General features: G+C 61.2%; 19 protein-coding genes. 3 read left to right on the forward strand and 16 right to left on the reverse strand.

Going from position 1 to position 22,183, the window contains the following annotated elements; all coding sequences use genetic code 11:
• Window positions 1-168 precede the first annotated feature (168 nt).
• The 3 genes from tsaB to ppc form a co-directional block, all read right to left on the reverse strand.
• Complete coding sequence (gene tsaB, locus ACP7D9_RS05755) at window positions 169-843, reverse strand: tRNA (adenosine(37)-N6)-threonylcarbamoyltransferase complex dimerization subunit type 1 TsaB (protein WP_101157807.1); 675 nt, start codon at window positions 841-843, stop codon at window positions 169-171.
• 94 nt (window positions 844-937) lie between these two features.
• Window positions 938-1,588 (reverse strand): adenylate kinase, encoded by a 651-nt coding sequence (gene adk, locus ACP7D9_RS05760; protein WP_039762420.1) that lies wholly within the window; start codon window positions 1,586-1,588, stop codon window positions 938-940.
• A 299-nt stretch (window positions 1,589-1,887) separates the two neighbouring features.
• A complete protein-coding gene (gene ppc, locus ACP7D9_RS05765; RefSeq protein WP_426156122.1) occupies window positions 1,888-4,518 on the reverse strand; it encodes a phosphoenolpyruvate carboxylase in 2,631 nt (876 codons plus the stop codon).
• A gap of 212 nt (window positions 4,519-4,730) precedes the next feature.
• On the opposite strand from ppc, the gene ACP7D9_RS05770 reads away from it, so the two are divergent.
• The 3 genes from ACP7D9_RS05770 to ACP7D9_RS05780 all read left to right on the forward strand — a co-directional run bounded on the left by ACP7D9_RS05770 (window position 4,731) and on the right by ACP7D9_RS05780 (window position 6,680).
• Window positions 4,731-5,075: a pilin assembly protein gene (locus tag ACP7D9_RS05770; RefSeq protein ID WP_065615306.1), complete on the forward strand. Its 345-nt coding sequence runs from the start codon at window positions 4,731-4,733 to the stop codon at window positions 5,073-5,075.
• A 356-nt stretch (window positions 5,076-5,431) separates the two neighbouring features.
• Window positions 5,432-5,836, forward strand: coding sequence for a DUF4398 domain-containing protein (locus tag ACP7D9_RS05775; RefSeq protein ID WP_024011747.1), 405 nt, complete (start codon window positions 5,432-5,434; stop codon window positions 5,834-5,836).
• A gap of 55 nt (window positions 5,837-5,891) precedes the next feature.
• A complete protein-coding gene (locus tag ACP7D9_RS05780; RefSeq protein WP_024011746.1) occupies window positions 5,892-6,680 on the forward strand; it encodes an OmpA family protein in 789 nt (262 codons plus the stop codon).
• Between the two features lie 138 nt (window positions 6,681-6,818).
• Here the strand turns inward: ACP7D9_RS05780 and ACP7D9_RS05785 are convergent, their stop codons facing one another.
• The 13 genes from ACP7D9_RS05785 to ACP7D9_RS05845 form a co-directional block, all read right to left on the reverse strand.
• On the reverse strand, window positions 6,819-7,148 hold the full coding sequence (locus ACP7D9_RS05785; RefSeq protein WP_426156126.1) for a hypothetical protein: 330 nt from the start codon (window positions 7,146-7,148) through the stop codon (window positions 6,819-6,821).
• Window positions 7,145-8,050 carry an alpha/beta hydrolase gene (locus ACP7D9_RS05790; protein ID WP_426156128.1) on the reverse strand — a complete coding sequence of 302 codons (906 nt, stop codon included), beginning with the start codon at window positions 8,048-8,050 and terminating at the stop codon, window positions 7,145-7,147. The genes ACP7D9_RS05785 and ACP7D9_RS05790 overlap by 4 nt, the downstream gene beginning before the upstream one ends.
• A gap of 153 nt (window positions 8,051-8,203) precedes the next feature.
• Entirely contained in the window at window positions 8,204-9,454 is a 1,251-nt protein-coding gene (locus tag ACP7D9_RS05795; RefSeq protein WP_312997008.1) for a flavohemoglobin expression-modulating QEGLA motif protein, read from the reverse strand.
• A 195-nt stretch (window positions 9,455-9,649) separates the two neighbouring features.
• Window positions 9,650-10,363, reverse strand: a complete 714-nt coding sequence (locus ACP7D9_RS05800) for a TetR/AcrR family transcriptional regulator (RefSeq protein ID WP_056783159.1) — start codon at window positions 10,361-10,363, stop codon at window positions 9,650-9,652.
• 105 nt (window positions 10,364-10,468) lie between these two features.
• Window positions 10,469-11,971 carry a lysine--tRNA ligase gene (gene lysS, locus ACP7D9_RS05805; protein ID WP_101157795.1) on the reverse strand — a complete coding sequence of 501 codons (1,503 nt, stop codon included), beginning with the start codon at window positions 11,969-11,971 and terminating at the stop codon, window positions 10,469-10,471.
• Between the two features lie 79 nt (window positions 11,972-12,050).
• Window positions 12,051-13,146, reverse strand: a protein-coding gene (gene prfB, locus ACP7D9_RS05810; protein ID WP_101157793.1) for a peptide chain release factor 2 whose coding sequence is annotated in 2 segments (ribosomal slippage) — window positions 12,051-13,073 and window positions 13,075-13,146 — 1,095 coding nt in all. Because the reading frame shifts where the segments join, the coding sequence is not laid out codon by codon here.
• Window positions 13,147-13,371: 225 nt separating this feature from the next.
• Window positions 13,372-14,373: a diguanylate cyclase domain-containing protein gene (locus tag ACP7D9_RS05815; protein ID WP_426156131.1), complete on the reverse strand. Its 1,002-nt coding sequence runs from the start codon at window positions 14,371-14,373 to the stop codon at window positions 13,372-13,374.
• 48 nt (window positions 14,374-14,421) lie between these two features.
• A complete protein-coding gene (locus ACP7D9_RS05820) occupies window positions 14,422-15,432 on the reverse strand; it encodes a chemotaxis response regulator protein-glutamate methylesterase (RefSeq protein WP_426156133.1) in 1,011 nt (336 codons plus the stop codon).
• Window positions 15,429-17,699, reverse strand: coding sequence for a hybrid sensor histidine kinase/response regulator (locus tag ACP7D9_RS05825; protein ID WP_426156135.1), 2,271 nt, complete (start codon window positions 17,697-17,699; stop codon window positions 15,429-15,431). The genes ACP7D9_RS05820 and ACP7D9_RS05825 overlap by 4 nt, the downstream gene beginning before the upstream one ends.
• Entirely contained in the window at window positions 17,696-18,379 is a 684-nt protein-coding gene (locus ACP7D9_RS05830) for a chemotaxis protein CheW (RefSeq protein WP_426156138.1), read from the reverse strand. The genes ACP7D9_RS05825 and ACP7D9_RS05830 overlap by 4 nt, the downstream gene beginning before the upstream one ends.
• Window positions 18,376-19,647 carry a CheR family methyltransferase gene (locus ACP7D9_RS05835; protein WP_426156140.1) on the reverse strand — a complete coding sequence of 424 codons (1,272 nt, stop codon included), beginning with the start codon at window positions 19,645-19,647 and terminating at the stop codon, window positions 18,376-18,378. The genes ACP7D9_RS05830 and ACP7D9_RS05835 overlap by 4 nt, the downstream gene beginning before the upstream one ends.
• On the reverse strand, window positions 19,644-20,180 hold the full coding sequence (locus ACP7D9_RS05840; RefSeq protein WP_426156142.1) for a chemotaxis protein CheW: 537 nt from the start codon (window positions 20,178-20,180) through the stop codon (window positions 19,644-19,646). Before ACP7D9_RS05840 ends, ACP7D9_RS05835 begins: the two co-directional genes overlap by 4 nt.
• Window positions 20,180-21,802 carry a methyl-accepting chemotaxis protein gene (locus ACP7D9_RS05845; RefSeq protein WP_426156144.1) on the reverse strand — a complete coding sequence of 541 codons (1,623 nt, stop codon included), beginning with the start codon at window positions 21,800-21,802 and terminating at the stop codon, window positions 20,180-20,182. Before ACP7D9_RS05845 ends, ACP7D9_RS05840 begins: the two co-directional genes overlap by 1 nt.
• Window positions 21,803-22,183 lie beyond the last annotated feature (381 nt).

Raw genomic sequence — 22,183 nt, forward strand, 5'->3', positions numbered from 1 at the left:
AAAAGGTTTTAAGCGAGGGGGTAGAAACTGACGATTGGCGATATTTACCAGTCGACACCAGAACTTGTGGGAGCGGGCTTGCTCGCGAAAGCGGTGTGTCAGATGAGCTGATCGAGACTGATACACCGCATTCGCGAGCAAGCCCGCTCCCACAGGTATTGCGGTATGTCAGCGGGCTTTAGGCGTGGCGACCTTATCGCGCAGGTAAACCGGTTGTGCGTCGTCCGCCGGGATCGCTTCACCGCGCTCCCAGGCGAAACGTGCCAGGGTCAACAGGTCTTCGGCGTGGGGCAGCATGCCAGCGTCGGAGCCGCTCAGATTGACCGCGATGCGCTCACCATAACCCCAACCGGTACCGGCACCGAACCAGTCGCCACTGGCATCGACCGGCAGCGCAGCCACTTGCGGCGGCAGCACGGCTTCGGTACCGACCAGACGCATCTCCCCCGCCGTCTCGCGATAGCAACCCCAATACACTTCATCCATCCGCGCGTCGATGGCAGCCGCCACCTGACTTGCGCCATGCTCGCGAAAGGCACGCTGCGCCAGCACGGCAAGGTTGGATACCGGCAATACTGGACGATCCAGCGCAAACGCCAAACCCTGCACCACGCCGATGGCAATACGAACGCCGGTAAACGCGCCAGGGCCACGACCAAAGGCAATCGCGTCAACCGCTTGCAGCGTGGTGCCCGCATCGGCGAGCAATTGCTGAATCATAGGCAGCAGCTTCTGCGCATGCAGGCGCGGGATCACCTCGTAATGGCTCGTCACCTTGCCGTCATGCAGCAAGGCAACGGAGCAAGCTTCAGTCGCGGTGTCCAGGGCCAGCAAGGTGCTCATCGATGTTTCCAAAACAGGGGTGGGAAAAAAGTGCGTCAGTATAAACAACTACGGCCCGCAAGCGGGCCGTGGATGATGCGCCGATTCAGACTTTTCAGCTCAACGCGGCCAGCACCTTGGCGGTGATCGCATCAACCGAACCTACGCCTGGAATGTGGCTGTACTTTGGCTTGCCACCGTTTTTGGCGGAAAGGTTCTGATAGAACTCCACCAGCGGTTTGGTCTGCGAATGGTAGACCGACAGGCGATGACGCACGGTTTCTTCGGTGTCGTCCTTGCGCTGCACCAGCTCTTCGCCGGTGATGTCGTCCTTGCCTGCCAGTTTCGGCGGGTTGTAGACGATGTGGTACACGCGGCCGCTGGCTTCGTGAACACGGCGACCGGCGATGCGCTGAACGATCTCTTCATCTTCAACAGCGATTTCCACCACGGCGTCCAGTTCGACCCCGGCAGTGACCAGTGCTTCAGCCTGCGGAATGGTGCGCGGGAAGCCATCGAACAGGAAACCGTTGGCGCAATCAGGTTGAGCGATGCGGTCCTTGACCAGCGCGATGATCAGGTCATCCGACACCAGGCCGCCGGCATCCATGATGCTCTTGGCTTGTACGCCCAGTGGCGTGCCAGCCTTGACCGCAGCACGCAGCATGTCGCCGGTGGAGATTTGCGGAATGCCGAATTTCTCGGTGATGAACTTTGCCTGAGTACCTTTACCGGCCCCGGGAGCTCCCAGCAGAATGACGCGCATCGATGTGCTCCTCAATTTTTTATATAAAAGCTTACAAAACAAAGGATTCGCTCGTAACCGACGGATCCTGAAAATACGGGTCGTGGCCGCACAAACGGCCAAAGGCTGATCAAGATACACAGCAGGCTGCGCCCACACAAGACGCCAAAAGTCGGAGAAACCGACGCCCGCCGCGACCTTGCGACGCGGTAACCCAAGTCGCAACCCCAACATTAACTGTCGCCTCGCGGCACTTTCCTGCAGCTGGAGTAGCGGCATCCGACCCTCATCGCGAATGCCGCCCGGCGTGGTCAGCAACCTTAGCCGGTGTTGCGCAATCCGGCGGCGATCCCCGCCACAGACACCAGCAGCGCCTGTTCCACCGGGCTGCCCTGCTCCGCATCCTGCCGCCGCGAACGCGCCAACAGTTCGGCCTGCAATAGATGCAGCGGGTCGAGGTAGGTGTTGCGCAGGCGGATGAATTCGAGGGTGTCCGGGCTGTGCGCCAGCAGCTGCGACTGCCCGGTCAGACCGAGCACCACCGAGCACGCCTGCGACAATAGGTCGCGTAACTGCGCACCCAGCGGCAGCAGATCGGCTTCGACCAAACGTTCGTCATAGGACTGCGCGATATCCGCGTCGGCCTTGGCCAAGACCATTTCCAGCATGTCGATACGAGTGCGGAAGAACGGCCACTGTTCGCGCATCTGCCCGAGCAACTCGCCCTCGCCGCGCTCCAGTGCCTTGCTCAGCGCGGTCTCCCAGCCCAGCCAGGCCGGGAGCATCAGCCGCGTTTGGGTCCAGCCGAAGATCCACGGGATCGCCCGCAAGCTTTCGATACCGCCGGCACGACGCTTGGCCGGACGACTGCCGAGCGGCAAGCGACCCAACTCCTGCTCCGGCGTGGACTGGCGGAAGTATTCGACGAATTGCGGATTTTCCCGCACGACCTGACGGTAAGCGCTGACACCGTCCGCCGCCAATTCGTCCATCAGATGCCGCCATTCAGCGGTCGGCGGTGGCGGTGGCAGCAAGGTCGCTTCGAGCACGGCGGCCAGGTACAGATTGAGGTTTTGCTCGGCGATGTCCGGCAGGCCAAATTTGAAACGAATCATTTCTCCCTGTTCGGTGGTGCGGAAACGCCCGGCCACTGACCCAGGTGGTTGCGACAGAATCGCTGCGTGCGCCGGGCCGCCGCCACGGCCTACGGTGCCGCCGCGACCATGGAACAGCAGCAGTTCGACTTGCTGTTCGCGGCAGATTTCAACCAATCGTTCCTGCGCGCGGTATTGCGCCCAAGCCGCAGCAGTGGTGCCGGCGTCCTTGGCCGAGTCGGAATAACCGATCATCACTTCCTGCGGGCCGTGCAGGCGCGCGCGATAGCCTGGCAACAGCAGCAGACGCTCCATCACCGGCCCGGCGTTGTCGAGGTCGGCGAGGGTTTCAAACAGCGGCACCACGCGCATCGGCCGCAGCACGCCGGATTCCTTGAGCAGCAGTTGCACCGCGAGCACGTCGGAAGCGGCGCCGGCCATGGAGATCACGTAGGAGCCCAGCGAAGCGGCGGGCGCGGCGGCGATTTCCTTGCACGTGTTAAGCACCTCAGCGGTGTCCGCCGACGGTTTGAAATGCGCGGGCAGCAAAGGACGGCGGTTGCTCAACTCCTCGGTGAGAAAGTTGATCCGCTGTTCTTCGTCCCAGTCCTCATAGCGGCCGAGGCCGAGGTAATCGGTGATTTCCGTCATTGCCGAGCTGTGCCGCGTCGAGTCCTGACGCACATCGAGGCGCACCAGGAACAGGCCGAACGTCACCGCGCGGCGCAGGCAATCGAGCAATGGCCCGTCGGCGATCACACCCATGCCGCACTCGTGCAGCGAGTCAAAGCACAGCTGCAGAGGCTCCAGCAGGTCGCGATTATCGTGCAGTACATCGGCGGTTGCCGGGGTCGGCGCGGTCAATGCAGCGTGCGCCCAGTTGCGTGTAGCGCGCAGACGCTCGCGCAATTGCTTGAGCACCGCACGATACGGTTCGGCGCTGTCGCCGGCCTTGGCTTTCAGCGCGGCGCTGGCCTGCTGCATCGACAGTTCGCCAGCGAGATGATCGACGTCGCGCAGGTACAAGTCAGCGGCCATCCAGCGCGCCAGGAGTAAAACTTCGCGGGTCACCGCTGCGGTGACATTGGGGTTGCCGTCACGGTCGCCGCCCATCCACGAGGCAAAGCGAATCGGCGCGGCTTCCAGCGGCAAGCGCAGGCCCGTCGCGGCGAACAGCGCCTGATCGGCCTTGCGCATATGATTGGGGATCGCCTGCCACAACGAATGCTCGATCACCGCAAAGCCCCATTTGGCTTCATCGACCGGCGTCGGGCGGGTTCGGCGGATTTCTTCGGTGTGCCAGGCTTCGGCGATGAGCCGCTGCAGTTTGGTCTGGATCTGCTCGCGCTCGGCGCTGGTGAGGTCGCGATGGTCCTGCGCAGCGAGTTGCGCAGCAATCGCGTCGTACTTCTGGATCAACGTGCGCCGGGCCACTTCGGTCGGGTGAGCGGTCAGCACCAGTTCGATTTCCAGCCGTGCCAGTTGCCGCGCCAAGGATTCGCCGCTGTGACCTTCACTGCGCAGGCGCGCGAGCAGTTCCGGCAACACCCGCGATTCGAACGGCGCCGGTTGCGACTCCTCGCGGCGATGGATCAGCTGATATTGCTCGGCGATGTTGGCCAGGTTGAGAAACTGGTTGAACGCCCGCGCGACCGGGAGCAATTCGTCTTCGCTCAATTGATTGAGGCTGGCGCTCAGTTCGGCATCCATCGAGCCGCGCCGGTCGGCCTTGGCGCCCTTGCGGATCTGCTCGATCTTGGCGAGGAATTGCTCGCCGTACTGGTCTCGAATGGTGTTGCCCAACAGCTCTCCGAGCAGGTGAACATCTTCGCGCAAGCGTGCATCAATATCGGTCATCAGCAGTTCTCCAGCGGTAATCGGGGACAGCGCAGAAACGAATGCTTTGCCAGAGAGTGCCGCTCTGCGCCGCTTCTTACAAGCAGGCGACGAACCGACTTAAACCTTGCACGCCAAAGCCAGTCTCAACAGTAAGCCGTACGACGGCCCGCCGCCGGCGCTGCCGGACACTCACCCAGGCCTGCTCTGCGCAGGCGCGAAATGAGGTCATCATGAAAATTCGTGAACTCGCCCAGCATTGGGAAGAAAACGCCAAAGGTCGCCTGACCGACACCGGCTACACGATTCATCTGGACGTGGAATCTGCCGCGCGCCTGGCAGCAATAGCCGAGATGTATCCCAAACGTCATCCCGAGGAGCTGCTCGGCGAGCTGATCGGCGCCGCGCTTGAGGAATTCGAAGCAAGCCTGCCGTATGTGAAGGGCTCGACGGTGGTGGCGACGGATGAGGAAGGTGATCCGTTGTATGAGGATGTCGGCCCGACCCCGCGTTTTCTGGCGTTGTCGCGGCGGCATTTGCATGATTTGTCCTCGACTGAGAACAAGCAGAAGCACTGACCTGGAACACCTCAATCTGTGGGAGCAAGCTTGCTCGCCAATGCGGTTTGTAAGCCAACATCTGAAGTGCCTGATAAACCGTATTCGCGAGCAGGCTCGCTCCCACATTTGATCTTTTTACGCTTGTTTAACACCCCGCGCGTACCGCTTCAAACCGCCAAAGTTCCCGTCCCAGAGCCTTGTCCAAACGGTCAATTTAATTTTTGGCGATAGGCCATCTTTTCTGAACTTTTCAAAAATGCCGCCGGTCGGAACAGGTAACCACGCCTGGAACGAGCGTTTCAATTCGCGTCAACAAGCGATGCTTTCGGCTCCTCTGCCAGGATGGATTCAGTTGTATTTTCAGGAGATGCCTAATGGAGTTGAAGACCATGAAAACCCAAACCTCGTTTTCCCACCTGCGCGGTCTGAAACTGGCCGCTCTGGCCATCGGCACCAGCTTCGTGCTCGCCGGTTGCGCGGGTAACCCACCGACCGAGCAGTACGCCGTGACCCAGTCGGCCGTCAACAGCGCCGTCAGCGCTGGCGGTACCGAGTTCGCTGCAGTGGAAATGAAGCAGGCTCAGGACAAACTGAAACAAGCTGAAATCGCCATGCATGACAAGAAGTATGACGAGGCTCGTCGCCTGTCCGAACAGGCTGAATGGGACGCTCGCGTCGCCGAACGCAAGGCTCAGGCCGCCAAGGCCGAACAGGCTGTGAAGGATTCCCAGAAAGGTGTTCAGGAACTGCGTCAGGAAAGCCAGCGCACTGTGCAGTAAGCGCGCATCCCGATCGCAAAGCTGAAACTCTTATCGATAGAAAGGACGACAAATTATGCGTAAGCAACTGATGATTCCCGCTCTTCTGGCCGCAAGCGTTGCACTGGCTGCCTGCTCCACCCCGCCTAACCCGAACCTGGAACAGGCGCGCACCAACTACGCCGGCCTGCAGGCCAACCCACAGGCGAGCAAAGTCGCGGCACTGGAAACCAAAGACGCCAGCGATTATCTGGACAAGGCCGACAAGGCTTATCTGGACAAGGAAGACGCGGCCAAGGTTGACCAACTGGCTTATCTGACCAACCAGCGCGTGGAAGTGGCCAAGCAGACCATCGCCCTGCGCACCGCTGAAAACAACCTGAAGAACGCCGCTGCCCAACGCGCCCAGGCTCGTCTGGATGCCCGTGACCAGCAGATCAAACAGCTGCAGGACAGCCTCAACGCCAAGCAGACCGATCGCGGTACGCTGGTGACTTTCGGTGACGTGCTGTTCGCCACCAACAAGGCTGATCTGAAATCCAGCGGTCTGGTGAACATCAACAAACTGGCGCAATTCCTTCAGGAAAACCCGGATCGCAAAGTGATCGTCGAGGGTTACACCGACAGCACCGGCACCGCGAGCTACAACCAGTCGCTGTCCGAGCGCCGCGCGACTTCCGTGCAGATGGCCCTGATCAAAATGGGCGTCGATCCTTCGCGCATCGTCGCTCAGGGTTATGGCAAGGAATACCCGGTAGCGGATAACGGCAGCGTCTCGGGCCGTGCGATGAACCGTCGTGTGGAAGTGACCATTTCCAACGACAACCAACCGGTTGCACCGCGTTCTTCGGTGAGCTCGAACTAAGCTTTACGTCGTAACGCAAAAACCCCCGCCTCAGTCATCAGGCGGGGGTTTTTGAAGATTAAAGGATCGCAGCCTTCGGCAGCTTCTACATGGGAATCCATCTCCTGTAGGCGCTGCCGAAGGCTGCGATCTTTGCTTTTAAGGCTGTAGTTTTTGTGGGGTCTCTTCACCCATGCAACGCACCGCTTTCTTCTGCGCATTGACCAACACCCCGGTCAGGCCTTTCTGCTCGGTATCAAACAGCACCAACACCCCGTCAACGCACTGCGCCACTTGTGGCGCGGGGGTCAGAGAAACTTTGTAGTCTTCGCCCGGCACGGTCTTGAGCATGGTGAATTCGCTGAGCAGCAACGCATCCTCGGGTTTGGCGAAGTGCAGGTAGCCGTAGTACCACAGCGCCCCGACGGTGCCGAGGATGCTGCAGATACCGGTGATGATCAGCGGGATGGCATTACGTTCTTCAGTCATTGGGGGGTCTCATCTTCGGAATTCGGGGGCGGCGGATAGTTGGGGATTTCGCCGAGGCGGCGCAGGCCGTCGAAGTGCTCGGGATCATCGAGATAGCGCAGCATGACCTGACGCCACACCGGGTCGCCAAAGGTTTGCACATGACCACCACGGGTCAGTTGGAGCACGCGCGGTGGTGGCGCTGCCTGATACAGACGAATGCCGTTGGCCATCGGCACCAGCGGATCGTCGATGCTGTGGAAGATCAGCTTGGGCACGCCCGTCAGCTGCGCCATCGAGTTGATTGCGCTGTCGCCGTCGGGCACCAGCCACGACAGCGGCACCTGCAACGGCCAGGTCAGCCAGGAAGTGCTGAGGGCAAACTGGCCGACGCTGCGATAACTGGCCGGTACGCCATCCAGCACCAGCGCCTTGAGCTGTTTTTGACGCTCAGGATGTTGCACCAGCCAATGCACAGCCATGGCGCCACCGAGGCTCTGCCCGAGCAGCACCATCGGTTTTCCCTTGACCTCGGGCGCGTTGTCGAGCCAGGCGAACGCCGCGTCGATGTCCTGATAAATCGCCGGCAGGCTCGGTTTGCCCTCGGACAAACCGTAGCCACGATAGTCGACCAGCAGAACCTGATAGCCATGCTTCGGCAACCACCAACTGCCGCCCAGGTGCATCGGCAGATTGCCGCCGTTGCCGTGCAAATGCAGGACCGTGCCTTTGACCTCGACGCCGGATTTGGCCGGCAGCCACCAGGCGTTGAGCTTCAAGCCATCAGCGGTGACCAGAGTGACGGTGCGGTATTCGAGTTTGGCTTTGTCCGGGGTGAAGACCTGACCCGGCTCCGGGTAGAACAGCAGCGAACTGCAACCGCCGAGGGTCAAGAGCAGGCAAAGAATGCCGAGGATTCTCATCCGGTGAAACCTCGCAGAGAAAAGAGCTGAACACAAATCAAACCTGTGGGAGCGGGCTTGCTCGCGAAGGCGGTGTGTCAGTCGACACCTTTTTTGAATGTCAGACCGCTTTCGCGAGCAAGCCCGCTCCCACAGGGGATAGACGGGTTGGGGTTAGAGGATATTGGAATAGTCCGCCTCAATCCGGTCCAGGCTCAAATGGTTGAGGAAGTTGGAGAAACACATCCACGCCGACAACGCATTCATGTCACGGAACTGATCCGGCAGATATTTGGGTGGCACCACCAGCCCTTCATCCACCAGCTGACGCAAAGTCCGCATGTCTTCCAGCGTAGTCTTGCCACAGAACAACAGCGGAATCTGCTCAAGCTTGCCCTTGCGCACGGCCAACTGAATGTAGTTGTAAACCATGATGAAGCCCTTGAGGTAGGACAAGTCTTTGGTGAATGGCAGACCGGTCGGCGTCGAGCCACGGAAGACCCGGCTGGCGTTGCCGTAGCTTTCGGCCATTTCGAAACCCTGCTCGCGGAAGAATTCGTAGATCTGCAAGAAGTCCGCGCCCTCCTCGACCATATGAATCGCACGGGTGCGGTTGGTCAGTTTGCGCAAGCGACTCGGGTAGGAGGCGAAAGTAATGATCTCCATCAGGATCGCCAGCCCTTCCTGGGTCACCGTCGACGAGGGCGGGCCTTTCGACAGGAAGGTACAGATCGGCTGATTCAAGCCGTTGAGCGTGGTGCCGACATGCACCAGGCCTTCGTGAACTTCCAGCGCACGCACGTCGCGGTCGTTGAACAGCGCGTCGGTGCGGATCTTGATGTAGTCGGCGCCCGCTGCGGCGTCGGCAACAATGCCATCGGACTCGAACACGCGAATGGTTTCTTCGGCCTCGCCAAACACCTTGTTCAAGCGGGTTTGCAACAAGTGCACCGCATCTTTCGCGGTGAGGATTTTCGGTTCGTCCTTGAGGTCGCCGCGCCCGTCGATGTTATTCAGGTAGTCGGACATCATCAGGCCGAGGTCGGCCAACGTCGGGTCGCCGGCGTGGAAGGCATCGGACGCTGCGCCGTAGAGCTCCTGCGAAATCAGGCCGAAGTCCTCGGTGCCGCGCGCCTCCAGCATGCGCACCACCATGCGGTATTCCTTGCACATGCGGCGCATGATCTGCCCGACCGGATTGAACTGGCCGAGCTGGCGGGTGATGTCGCGTTCGATGTTCTGGAATTCCAGTTTGACCTGGCTTGAATCAAACGACAGCGGGCGGTTGAGGTAGTAGTCGCGATCCACCGCCGGCATTTCCTTGCCTTTGGCCTTGAGGAAGCCCTTGCGCACGTTGTCGTCCCACTTGACCGCATCGAGCACGCGGATCGGCGTCTGCGCCAGCACAATGCGATCGGACAACATGCGTATCGTCTGCTGGTAATCGTCCACCCGAAACTCCTGTAGAAAACGTGACGCTTTGAATGACTGGGCGCGGGCCCTCTGTAGGAGCTGCCGAAGGCTGCGATCTTTTGACCCTGGTCTTCTAAAAGCAGATCAAAAGATCGCAGCCTTCGGCAGCTCCCACAGGGGGATCGGCGTCAGACGGACGACATTGTGTTACACCGACGCCAATACAAGGTGCATATAGCGCGTCAGGATCCCGAGCATGTCCTCTTCAGCCAGGGGCTCGGCGTCATTGAGCAGGCCCTGATATTCCATCCGTCCGATAATCGCCGTCAACACCTTGGCATCCTGCTGCGGTTCACGCGAGCCCAGCACCTGGAACAACTGGCAGGTGCCCTGCAACAGAATCTGCTGATGCGAGCGCACCAGAATGGCCAGACGCGGGTTGAGCAGCGCTTCCTGGCGGAACGCCTGTTCGGCCATCAGATGCTCACGGCGATTGATCAGTTGCCGATGCACGTAATCGGCCATCAACCGCGCAATGTCGTCGGCCAGTTGCGACCGCGACTCCGGGCTACCGTCGGCACTGACCACCATTTCGCGCAGCAGGCCTTCGTTGTTGATCCACAACTTGGCCATGTACGCCGCGCTGCGTTCCACGTACTGGGCGAAGGTATCGGTGAGCAGATCGTCGATGTCCTTGAAGTAATACGTGGTCGCCGACAACGGCACACCGGCCTCGGCCGCCACCGCACGATGGCGCACGGCACGCACGCCGTCGCGCACGACAATGCGCATCGCCGCGTCGAGAATGTCCTGGCGACGCTGCTCACTGCCCTGTCGGCTGGCCTTGCGGCCCTGGTACTGAACACTTTCAGCGACCGCAGTGGCGATACCCGCTGCGCCTTCTTGAGCTATTGCACCCATCACGACAGCACTTCCTCTACTAATTCCAAAGTAACCAAATGATACATTTGTACCAGACAGGCAATAAAAAGCCGCCTGTTTTAGGCGGCTTTTTAACTGAAACGTTTACGCTTGCGGTCGCATGTGCGGGAACAGGATCACATCGCGGATCGATGGCGAGTTGGTCAGCAACATCACCAGACGATCAATGCCGATGCCTTCACCGGCCGTTGGCGGCATGCCGTACTCCAGCGCCCGAACGAAGTCGGCGTCATAGTGCATGGCTTCGTCGTCACCGGCGTCCTTGTCGGCCACCTGCGCCATGAAGCGTTCGGCCTGGTCTTCCGCGTCGTTCAACTCGGAATAGGCGTTGGCGATTTCACGACCACCGATGAACAGCTCGAAACGGTCGGTGACGTTCGGGTTCTCATCGTTGCGACGGGCCAGCGGCGACACTTCGAACGGGTACTGTGTGATGAAGTGCGGCTGCTCCAGCTTGTGCTCGACCAGCTCTTCGAAAATCATTACTTGCAGCTTGCCCAGACCTTCGAAGCCAAGCACCTTGGCGCCGGCCTTCTTGGCGATGGCGCGAGCCTTGTCGATGTCATTCAGATCATCGGCGGTCAGCTCAGGGTTGTACTTGAGAATCGAGTCGAACACCGACAGACGCACGAACGGCTCACCGAAGTGGAACACCTTGTCGCCATACGGGACGTCGGTGCTGCCCAGGACCAGCTGCGCCAGTTCGCGGAACAGTTCTTCGGTGAGGTCCATGTTGTCTTCGTAATCGGCGTACGCCTGATAGAACTCCAACATGGTGAATTCAGGGTTGTGGCGGGTCGAAACGCCTTCGTTACGGAAGTTGCGGTTGATCTCGAAGACCTTCTCGAAACCGCCAACCACCAGACGCTTCAGATAAAGCTCAGGGGCAATACGCAGGAACATTGGCAGGTCCAGCGCATTGTGATGGGTTTCGAACGGCTTGGCCGCAGCGCCGCCGGGAATGGTCTGCAGCATCGGCGTTTCGACTTCGAGGAAGTCGCGCTTCATCAGGAAGCTGCGGATGTGCGCGATCACTTGCGAACGTACGCGGAACGTCTGGCGCACGTCTTCGTTGACGATCAGGTCAACGTAACGCTGACGATAGCGCTGCTCGGTGTCGGTCAGGCCGTGGTGCTTGTCCGGCAGCGGGCGCAGCGACTTGGTCAGCAGACGGACGTTGGTCATTTCTACGTAGAGGTCACCCTTGCCGGAACGCGCCAGGGTGCCTTCGGCAGCAATGATGTCGCCCATGTCCCAGGTTTTCACCGCGGCCAGGGTTTCTTCAGGCAAGGTCTTGCGATTGACGTAGACCTGAATGCGCCCGGTCATGTCCTGGATCACCATGAACGAGCCACGGTTGAGCATGATGCGACCGGCGACCTTGACCGGGATTGCAGCCTCTGCCAGCTCTTCCTTGGTCTTGTCCGCGTACTGTTTCTGCAAGGCATCGCAGTAGTTTTCGCGGCGGAAGTCGTTGGGGAAGGCATTGCCCTTGGCGCGCTCGGCAGCAAGCTTTTCCTTGCGCAGGGCGATCAGGGAGTTTTCTTCCTGTTGCAGGGCTTGCGGGTCGAGTTGTAGGTCGCTCATGTCTTTAAGTATTCCATCAGGTTCGTTGCCCCCAGCCTTCGGCTGGGGATCGCGGGCGAGCCCGCTCCCACAGAGGGTGTTACAGGCCGGATTTCAGGCTGGCTTCCAGGTATTCGTCGATGTCGCCGTCGAGCACCTTGTCGCAATCGCTGCGTTCGATATTGGTGCGCAGATCCTTGATCCGCGACGCATCGAGCACGTAAGAGCGGATCTGGTGACCCCAGCCGATGTCCGACTTGGTGTCTTCCAGCGCTTGCGAGGCGGCGTTGCGCTTCTGCATTTCCTGCTCGTACAACTTGGCCCGCAGCATTTTCATGGCGGTGTCCTTGTTGGCGTGCTGGGAACGTTCGTTCTGGCAGCTGACCACGGTGTTGGTCGGTACGTGAGTGATACGTACCGCCGAGTCGGTGGTGTTTACGTGCTGACCACCGGCACCGGAGGAGCGATAGGTGTCGATCCGCAGGTCTGCCGGGTTGATTTCGATTTCCACCTTGTCATCGATCTCTGGCGAGACGAAAACGGCGGAGAACGACGTGTGGCGGCGGTTGCCGGAGTCGAACGGGCTCTTGCGCACCAGACGGTGCACGCCAATCTCGGTACGCAGCCAGCCAAAGGCGTATTCGCCCTTGATATGCACGGTCGCGCCCTTGATACCGGCGACTTCACCGGCGGACAGTTCCATGATGGTCGCTTCGAAACCGCGTTTGTCGGCCCAGCGCAGGTACATGCGCAGCAGGATGTTGGCCCAGTCCTGCGCTTCGGTACCGCCGGAACCGGCCTGGATGTCCAGGTAGGCGTTGTTCGGGTCCATTTCATGGCTGAACATGCGGCGGAATTCCAGCTTGGCCAGATTTTCCTCGAGACGGGCCAGCTCGGCGACGACATCGCCCACTGCGCCTTCGTCGTTCTCTTCGACGGCCATTTCCAGCAGGTCGCGGCAATCGGCCAGACCGCCGTTCAGTTCGTCGAGGGTGTCGACGATCTGCGCCAGCGCGGCACGCTCGCGGCCCAGCTCCTGGGCGTATTCAGGTTTGTTCCAGACACTCGGATCTTCAAGCTCGCGATTGACCTCGGTCAGACGCTCATGCTTTTGATCGTAGTCAAAGATACCCCCGAATAGTTTCGGAGCGCTCGGACAGGTCCTTGATGGTGTTCAGGATCGGGTTGATTTCCATGACGGGCAGCACTCGTTGGCGAACTTTTGAAAGCCGGCGAGTATAACGTAAACAGGCTGCTGCGGCAGCCCGTCTGGCGGGTGTGAGCCGATTCACTTGTCATGGCCTGACGCAGATTCCTTGTGAGAGCGGGCTTGCTCGCGAAAGCGGTGCATCAGGCAACATCAATGCTGAATGACACATCAAATTCGCGAGCAAGCCCGCTCCCACAAAGGTATCGCGTAGCTATTCGATCCCGACCTGATTACGCCCATTGTTCTTCGCCAGATACAACCCGCGATCCGCCGCCGAAATCAGCAACCGGCAATCCGTACCCGCCTGCGGCACCATGGTCGCCAGGCCGATACTGATGGTCAGGCCGCAGCCTTCGGTCGGCGTGTTATGTGGGATCTTCAGCGCCGCGACAGTCTGGCGCAGCTTCTCGGCCAACAACCGCGCACCGCCCGGCGAGGTGTTCGGCAGGACGAGCACAAACTCCTCACCGCCATAACGCGCCGGCAGATCCGACGGTCGTGCACTGGCATCACGGATGGCTGCGGCAACCTTGCGCAAGGCTTCGTCGCCTTCGACGTGGCCGAAACTGTCGTTGTACGATTTGAAGTAATCCACGTCGATCATCAGCAACGACAGCTGCGTCTGATCGCGTAGCGAACGGCGCCACTCCAGTTCCAGGTATTCGTCGAAGTGGCGACGGTTGGACAGCCCGGTCAGGCCATCGGAGTTCATCAACCGTTGCAGCACCAGATTGGTGTCGAGCAATTGCTGCTGGCTGACCCGCAACGCCCGATACGCCGCGTCGCGCTGCAGCAAGGTCATGTAGGAGCGCGAGTGATAACGGATGCGCGCGACCAGTTCGATGGTGTCCGGCAGCTTCACCAGATAATCGTTGGCGCCAGCGGAGAACGCCGCGCTCTTGATCAGCGGGTCTTCCTTGGTCGACAGAACGATGATCGGGATGTCCCTGGTCGCCGGATGATTGCGGTATTCGCGCACCAGGCTCAGGCCATCGAGGCCGGGCATCACCAGATCCTGAAGGATTACCGTCGGCTTGATCCGCACCGCCTGGGCGATGGCCTGCTGCGGGTCAGAGCAGAAGTGGAAGTCGATGTTCTCCTGATTCGACAGCCCACGGCGCACCGCTTCGCCGATCATCGCCTGATCATCCACCAACAACACCATGGCGGCGTTCTCGTCGGTTTTAATGTCGTCGATCTGTAAATCATTCATGGGCGGTCACCTGAGTACTGCGGGGGCCTGGATTGCGGATCAACCTGTTCATTTGGGGAAAATCTCCAGCAATCGTGGCGCTATCTTTTCCAGCGGGCGGATTTCCACCGCAGCATCGATCGCCGCGGCAGCCTTGGGCATGCCGTACACCGCACTGCTGTGCTGATCCTGAGCGATGGTCAAATAACCCTGTTGGCGCATGAGCTTAAGCCCTTGCGCGCCATTGCGCCCCATCCCGGTCAATAAAACCCCGACCGCGTCACCGTTCCAGTAACTGGCAACGCTCTCGAAAAACACGTCGATCGAGGGGCGATAGATTTCGTTGACCGGTTCGGCGGTGTAGGCCAGCGTGCCGTTCTTGAGCAGGCGAATATGGTGATTGGTGCCGGCCAGCAATACCGCGCCGCTCTGCGGCGGCTCGCCTTCGCGGGCCAGACGCACATCGAGACCGCTGGCGCTGGCCAGCCATTCGGCCATGCCTGCGGCGAATACCTGGTCGACATGCTGCACCAGCACGATCGCCGCAGAAAAATCCCTCGGCAGGCCTTTGAGCAACATTTCCAGCGCGGCCGGCCCGCCGGCGGACGAACCGATCGCCACCAGCCGCTGCCGTGACGGCGAACTGCGCGGCGAACTCGGCGTCGGGCGCGCACGCGGCGCCTTGTCGCCGATCAGCCAGCCGATGTTGAGGATCTTGCGCAGCAACGGCGCGGCGGCTTCCTGAGCATTGCCAGCGCCGATCGCCGGGGTGTCGACCACATCCAGCGCGCCGTGACCCATGGCCTCGAACACACGATGCACGTTCTGCTGACGGTCGACGGTGACGATGACAATGGCGCACGGCGTCTCGGCCATGATCCGCCGCGTGGCTTCGACGCCGTCCATGATCGGCATGATCAGGTCCATCAGAATCAGGTCCGGAGTGTATTCGGCGCAGCGTTGCACCGCCTCGGCGCCGTTGCTGGCGACCCAGATCACCTGATGCGCCGGCTCGAAGGCCAGCGCTCGGCGCAGCGCCTCCACCGCCAGGGGCATGTCGTTGACGATTGCGATCCTCATGCCCGCGCTCCCCCAATGAGCTCGACCACTGCATCGAGCAGGGCGTCGTCATGAAAACTGGCTTTGGCTAGATAATAGTCGGCGCCGGCGTCCAGTCCACGGCGGCGGTCTTCTTCGCGATCCTTGTACGACACCACCATCACCGGCAGCGATTGCAGACGGTTGTCGCGGCGCAACAAGGTGACCAGCTCGATGCCGTCCATGCGCGGCATGTCGATGTCGGTGATCAGCAGGTCGAAGTTCTCCGAACGCAGCGCGTTCCAGCCGTCCATGCCGTCCACCGCTACCGCGACGTCGTAGCCGCGATTGAGTAGCAGTTTGCGCTGCAGCTCGCGCACCGTCAGCGAATCGTCGACCACCAACACCCGTTTGCGCGCTGCTTCGGCGGCCTGGTTACCGTGGCGGGCAATGCGTTCCAGACGCCCGGTATTGAGCAACTTGTCCACCGAACGCAGCATGTCTTCGACATCGACGATCAGCACCACCGAGCCATCATCGAGCAAGGCCCCGGCGGAAATGTCCTGAACCTTGCCCAGACGCTCATCCAGCGGCAACACCACCAGCGTGCGCTCGCCGATGAAGCGCTCGACCGCCACCCCATAAATTGCTTCGCGCTCGCGGATCACCACGACTTTGAGGGTATTGCCATCGTTCTGACTGGCCGGGCGGTTGAGCAACTGACTGGCCGCCACCAGGCCAACATGCTGGCCTTCGTGCCAGAAATGCTGACGCCCTTCGACCTGCACAATGTCTTCGGGGGCCAGATCGCACATACGTTCGATATGCGCTAACGGGAATGCGTAAGCCTCCTCGCCGACTTCCACCACCAGACTGCGCACCACCGACAAGGTCAGCGGCACTTCCAGATGAAAACGACTGCCCTCGCCCGCCGCCTGTTCGAGCACCACGGCCCCGCGTAGTTGCCGAACCATGTGCTGAACCGCATCGAGGCCGACGCCACGGCCGGACACTTCGGTGACTTTGTCGCGCAGGCTGAATCCCGGCAGAAACAGGAACGTCAGCAACTCCTCTTCGCTCAATTGCGCTGCCGTTTCGGCTGGGGATAACTGGCGTTCGACGATGCTGCGGCGGACTTTTTCCAGATCGACGCCATTGCCGTCATCGCTCAACTCCAGCACCAGCAGACCGGCCTGATGGGAGGCGCGCAGGCGGATCAGGCCTTCTTCGGACTTACCCTTGAGCAGGCGTTGTTCCGGGGTTTCGATGCCGTGATCCACGGCGTTGCGCAGCAGGTGGGTCAGCGGCGCTTCGAGCTTCTCCAGCACGTCGCGATCGACTTGGGTTTTCTCGCCTTCGATCTCCAGGCGCACTTGTTTGCCGAGGCTGCGGCCGAGGTCGCGAACCATGCGCGCCTGCCCGCTCAACACATCGGCGAACGGGCGCATGCGGCAGGCCAGCGCAGTGTCGTAAAGCACTTGTGCGCGCTGGCTGGCCTGCCAGGCGAATTCGTCGAGTTCAGCGTTTTTCTCGCTGAGCAGTTGCTGCGACTCGGCGAGCAAGCGCCGCGCATCCTCCAGCGACTCGAGTGCTTCCAGACTCAGAGCATGTTCCTTCAGGTGCACATTGAGGTTTTCCAGCGCGCGCAGACCGTTGTTCTGCATGCGTTTGAGGCGCTGCATGGTCGCCAGATGCGGCTTGAGACGCTGGGTTTCCACCAGCGATTTGCTCGACAGATCGAGCAGGCTGTTCAGGCGTTCGGCGGTGACGCGCAAGACGCGTTCGCCGCCTTCCGTGGTGCGTTTGTTTTTGCGCGGGGGCGGCTCGGCGGGCTCGTCCATGATCGGTATTGACGCTACTGGCGCTGGCTCGATCTGCAACTCGGCCATTGGCGGCGCGGCAACCACAGCGGCTGGGGTCGAGGGATCGAGCAAACGCCCCATCAGCGCCACGTAGGCGTCAATGTCCGCAGGTTGCGGCGCGTTGGCCGGCGTGGCGATGCGCATCAGCAGGTCGGTGCCCTGCAGCAACGCGTCGATGTGCTCGGGGCGCAGCAACAAACGCCCTTCCTGCGCGCTGACCAGGCAATCTTCCATAACGTGGGCGACGCTGACGCCACTGTCGATACCAACGATGCGCGCCGCGCCTTTGAGCGAATGCGCCGCGCGCATGCACGACTCCAGTTGATCGGCCTGGGTCGGATTGCGCTCCAGCGCCAGCAGCCCGGCGCTGAGGACTTGAGTCTGGGCTTCGGCTTCGAGGCTGAACAGTTCGAGCAGTGAGGCGTCGCGCATTTGCTCGGGGGTCATGTCAGGCTCCGGGTCACGGCGGACAACAGCTGTTCTTCATCCAGCCAGCGCAGGCTGCGACCGCGATATTGCAGAACGCCTCGAGTGTACTTGGCACTGGCCTGCGCACCGGACTGCGACGCCGCGTCGAGGATGCGTTCGTCGATCGCATGAATGCCGTCAACCTCATCCACCGGCACCACCACCGGCCCGCCATGGGCGGCAATGATCAGCATGCGCGGCATGATTCGCCCGCCGCTGACCGGCGCAGCGCTGCCGTCGAGGTCGAGCAACTCCACCAGCGACAGACACGCGACCAGCGCACCACGGACATTGGCTACCCCGAGCAGGGCGCGCGAGCGCTGATGCGGCAACGAGTGAATCGCCTGCAGTGGCGCCACTTCGACGAGACTGCGCGTCGCCAGTCCGAGCCATTCCTCGCCGAGACGAAACATCAACAGCGAGCGGGTTTTGACATCGATTTCGACCTTGCCGACCACCGCTTCGCGCTGGTCCTGCTGCAGTGAATAGCGGTCGAGCAGGCGCGTGGCGGCGGCGGAATACACCGAACAGTTGCGGCAATGGATGTGCTCGTCCAGCAGCGGGCAGGTCTTGTCGCCATGAATGCCGATACGGTTCCAGCAATCATCGATGGCCCGGGCGTCTTCGTGGGTAACGTTCAAGGTGTCGGACGCGCTCATCGTTTACGCTCACTGTCGGCGGTGCGCCCGCTGCGGGCGGCGCGCTCCTGCAATCGTCGGGCACCCGCCGTGTCGCCCTGGGCCTGCAGCAACGCGGCCAGGTGCATCAGCGCTTCGGGGTGTTGCGGCTCAAGGTACAAGGCCTTGCGATAGAAACCCTGGGCTTCGAGGCTCAGGCCGGCGACATCGCTGAGCAGGCCGAGCCAGTAGAACACCTGCGCCACAGGTTCATGGCGGCGCAGATAATGTTCGCACGCGGCACGAGCCTCGGCGCTTTTGCCTTCGTTGGCCAACGCGGCGATGTTGGCCAGCAGTGTTGCGGCGTCCGGGTCGGAGGCTTTTTTCGTCACCGGCAAAGGCGTCACGGCAGCGAACGGCCGGTTGCGCACTGGCGCGGGCGGCGTGCTGCGGGGCGACTGGCTGACTGGCACGGCAACCGGTTTGGGCGTCGGCAGCGGTTCGGGGTGCGGCTCGCTGTGACGGCTGAAAGCGAACGACTGCGCGATGCCGATCGAGCGCATGCCCAAGCGCCCGAGCAGACTGCCCTCCGCCGGGCCGATAAACAGCACGCCGTCGACATGGGTCAGGCGCTTGAGCACTTCGAACACCTGCTTCTGCGTCGGCTGGTCGAAGTAGATCAGCAGGTTGCGGCAGAACACGAAAGCGAAGGCAGGCTCGCTCGCCAACAGTGTCGGATCGAGGACATTGCCGACCTGCCAGCGCACTTGTTCGCGAACATATTCGCTGACCCGGTGGCCGTCCTGCTCAGGCAGGAAATGGCGCTCGCGAAACTGCAGGTCCTGCCCGCGAAACGAGTTCTTGCCGTAAACAGCGCGGCGCGCCTTGTCCACCGACAGCGGGCTGATGTCCATGCCATCGACCTTGAACTGATGCGGCTTGATCCCGGCATCAAGCAGGGCCATGGCGATCGAATAGGGTTCTTCGCCGGTCGAGCACGGCAGGCTGAGGATGCGCAACGCGCGCATGTTGTTGAGCTCGGCGAGACGCTGACGGGCCAGTTTGCCCAAGGTGGCAAAGGATTCCGGGTAACGGAAAAACCACGTTTCCGGAACGATCACCGCTTCGATCAGTGCTTGCTGTTCGTCCCGCGAGCCTTGCAACAGCTGCCAATATTCGTCGGCGTGGGCGGCCTGGGACAGCGTGGTGCGCTGGCGCACGGCACGCTCGATGATCGCCGCGCCCACCGAAGCGACATCGAGGCCGATGCGTTCCTTGAGGAAATCGAAAAAGCGCTGATCACCACTCATGGCTGCGCCTCTGACTGCGCCGGATCACGCGGCGGCTCGGGGAACAACAAACCGCGCACGGCATCATCGAGCAAGTCATTGACCCGCACCCATTGCAGCAATCCCTGCGCATCTTCGCGCACCGGGCCGAGGTACGGCGCCTCGCGGTTGTCGAGGCCGTAGGGCTGGAAGTCGTCCGGATGACAGCGCAGCGTGTCGGTGGCCTGCTCGAGTATCAGCCCGAGCCATTGCGCTGGTTGCGATTGCTCCGGCTGATAATTGACCAGCACCAGCCGCGTGCTGGTGCGCTCCTTCGCGGGCTGGCCAAAAGTCAGCGCGCTGAGATCAATCACCGGCACCACCGCACCGCGATAGGCGAACACCCCGGCCACCCACTGCGGCGCCCGGGCAATCGGCTTCAGCGGCAGGCGCGGCAGCACTTCCGCCACTTCAGTGGCGCGCAGGGCGTAGCGTTCGCTGCCGATGCGAAACAGCAGGAACAGCGCCTGCTTCGCCACTGGCGCGGCGCTACGCTTGGCGACGATTTCGCTCATCAGACTTTGAATCGCGAAACGCCGCTGCGCAGGCCGACGGCCACCTGGCTCAGCTCATCAATGGCGAAACTGGCCTGACGCAGCGATTCGACGGTCTGGCTGCTGGCATCGCCCAACTGCACCAGCGCATGGTTGATCTGCTCGGCGCCGGTGGCCTGGGCCTGCATGCCTTCGTTGACCATCAACACGCGCGGCGCCAATGCCTGCACCTGATGGATGATCTGCGACAGCTGCTCGCCGACCTGCTGCACTTCGGACATGCCCCGACGTACTTCTTCGGAAAACTTGTCCATGCCCATCACTCCGGCCGACACCGCCGACTGGATCTCGCGAACCATTTGCTCGATGTCGTACGTGGCCACGGCGGTCTGATCGGCCAGACGACGGACTTCGGTGGCGACCACGGCAAAACCGCGACCGTACTCGCCCGCCTTCTCGGCTTCGATCGCCGCGTTGAGCGACAGCAGGTTGGTCTGGTCGGCGACCTTGACGATGGTCACCACCACCTGATTGATGTTGCCGGCCTTCTCGTTGAGGATCGCCAGTTTGGCGTTGACCAGATCCGCCGCGCCCATGACCGAATGCATGGTGTCTTCCATGCGCGCCAGGCCTTGCTGGCCGGAGCCGGCGAGCACCGAAGCCTGATCGGCAGCGGTGGAGACTTCGGTCATGGTGCGCACCAGATCCCGCGAGGTCGCCGCGATCTCGCGGGAGGTGGCGCCAATTTCGGTGGTGGTCGCTGCGGTTTCAGTGGCGGTGGCCTGTTGCTGCTTGGAGGTGGCGGCGATCTCGGTGACCGAAGTGGTCACCTGCACCGAAGAGCGCTGGGCCTGGGACACCAGCGACGTCAGTTCGGTCATCATGTCGTTGAAGCCGGTTTCGACCGCGCCGAACTCGTCCTTGCGATCAAGGTTCAGGCGCGAACTGAGGTCGCCGGTGCGCATGATCTCGAGAATGGTCACGATGCGGTTCATCGGGGCCATGATCGCGCGCATCAATAGCAGGCCACACAGGCCGGCAGCCAGTACCGCGACCAGCAGGGAAATGACCATGCTGACTTTGGCCGTTGCAACCGCGTCGTCGATATTGGCCATGGCGTTATCGGCGACGACTTTGTTCTCGCCAATGATGTCGTTGACTTTCATGCGCCCGGCGTACCAGGCAGGCGTCAGTTTTTCGTGAAACATCTTCACGGCTTCAGCCTCAAGATTGCGCTTGTGCAGATCCAGCACAGCATCCTGAGTCTGGATGTAGGTGGCGTGAAGCTTCTCGAAAGCGGCAAATTCGGTACGGTCTTCTTCGGTCGCCATCGTCTTGCGATAGTTGGCCATCTGCTCCTGCAGACGCGCTTCGAACGCCTTGTAGTCAGCCGCATCCTCGCTGGAAATGCCCTGGCCTTCCTTGAGCCCGAGCAGCTCTTGGGTCTGCAAATAACTGTCGACCCAGGCACCGCGTATCATCGAGCTGTAATAGACACCGGGAATGGCATCGTCGCGCACGCTGTTTTCACTGGCCTCGATCTTCAGCAACCGTGAATAAGAGAGCACCACCATCATCAGCATGATGGCGATGATCACCGCAAAGCTCGCCAAAATGCGTTGGCGCAACGTCCAGTTCTTCACAGTGATTCCTCGGTGCCTGATCGAAATGCGGGGAGTATAGCCGAGCGCGGTGTTTCATTTATAAGACGCTTTCCAACCCGAGTTTTGCGCCTCTGCAGGAAGGTGCCTGCTCGCGAAGCAAACACCTCGGCCCCGGCAAATGCCCAACTGCGCAAGAAGTTGCGCAGTTGGGCGTAATATTTCAGGGGATAAATCCCCTGCAGCCCACACCGTTCAAGTCCTGCAGCCAAGTGCGCAAGAAGTTGCGCAGTACTGCGCAACTTCTTGCGCACTTTCTTCCGGTTATCGCGGTAAAAAATCGGCCGTTTCTGAATCCGCCGCCCTCAAGCCCCCGCCATCCGGGCACCGCGCAAAACCTGGCACGCTCCTTGATATCCCTCA

The organism is Pseudomonas sp. TSRC2-2, from assembly GCF_049897785.1.
GTDB lineage: Bacteria > Pseudomonadota > Gammaproteobacteria > Pseudomonadales > Pseudomonadaceae > Aquipseudomonas.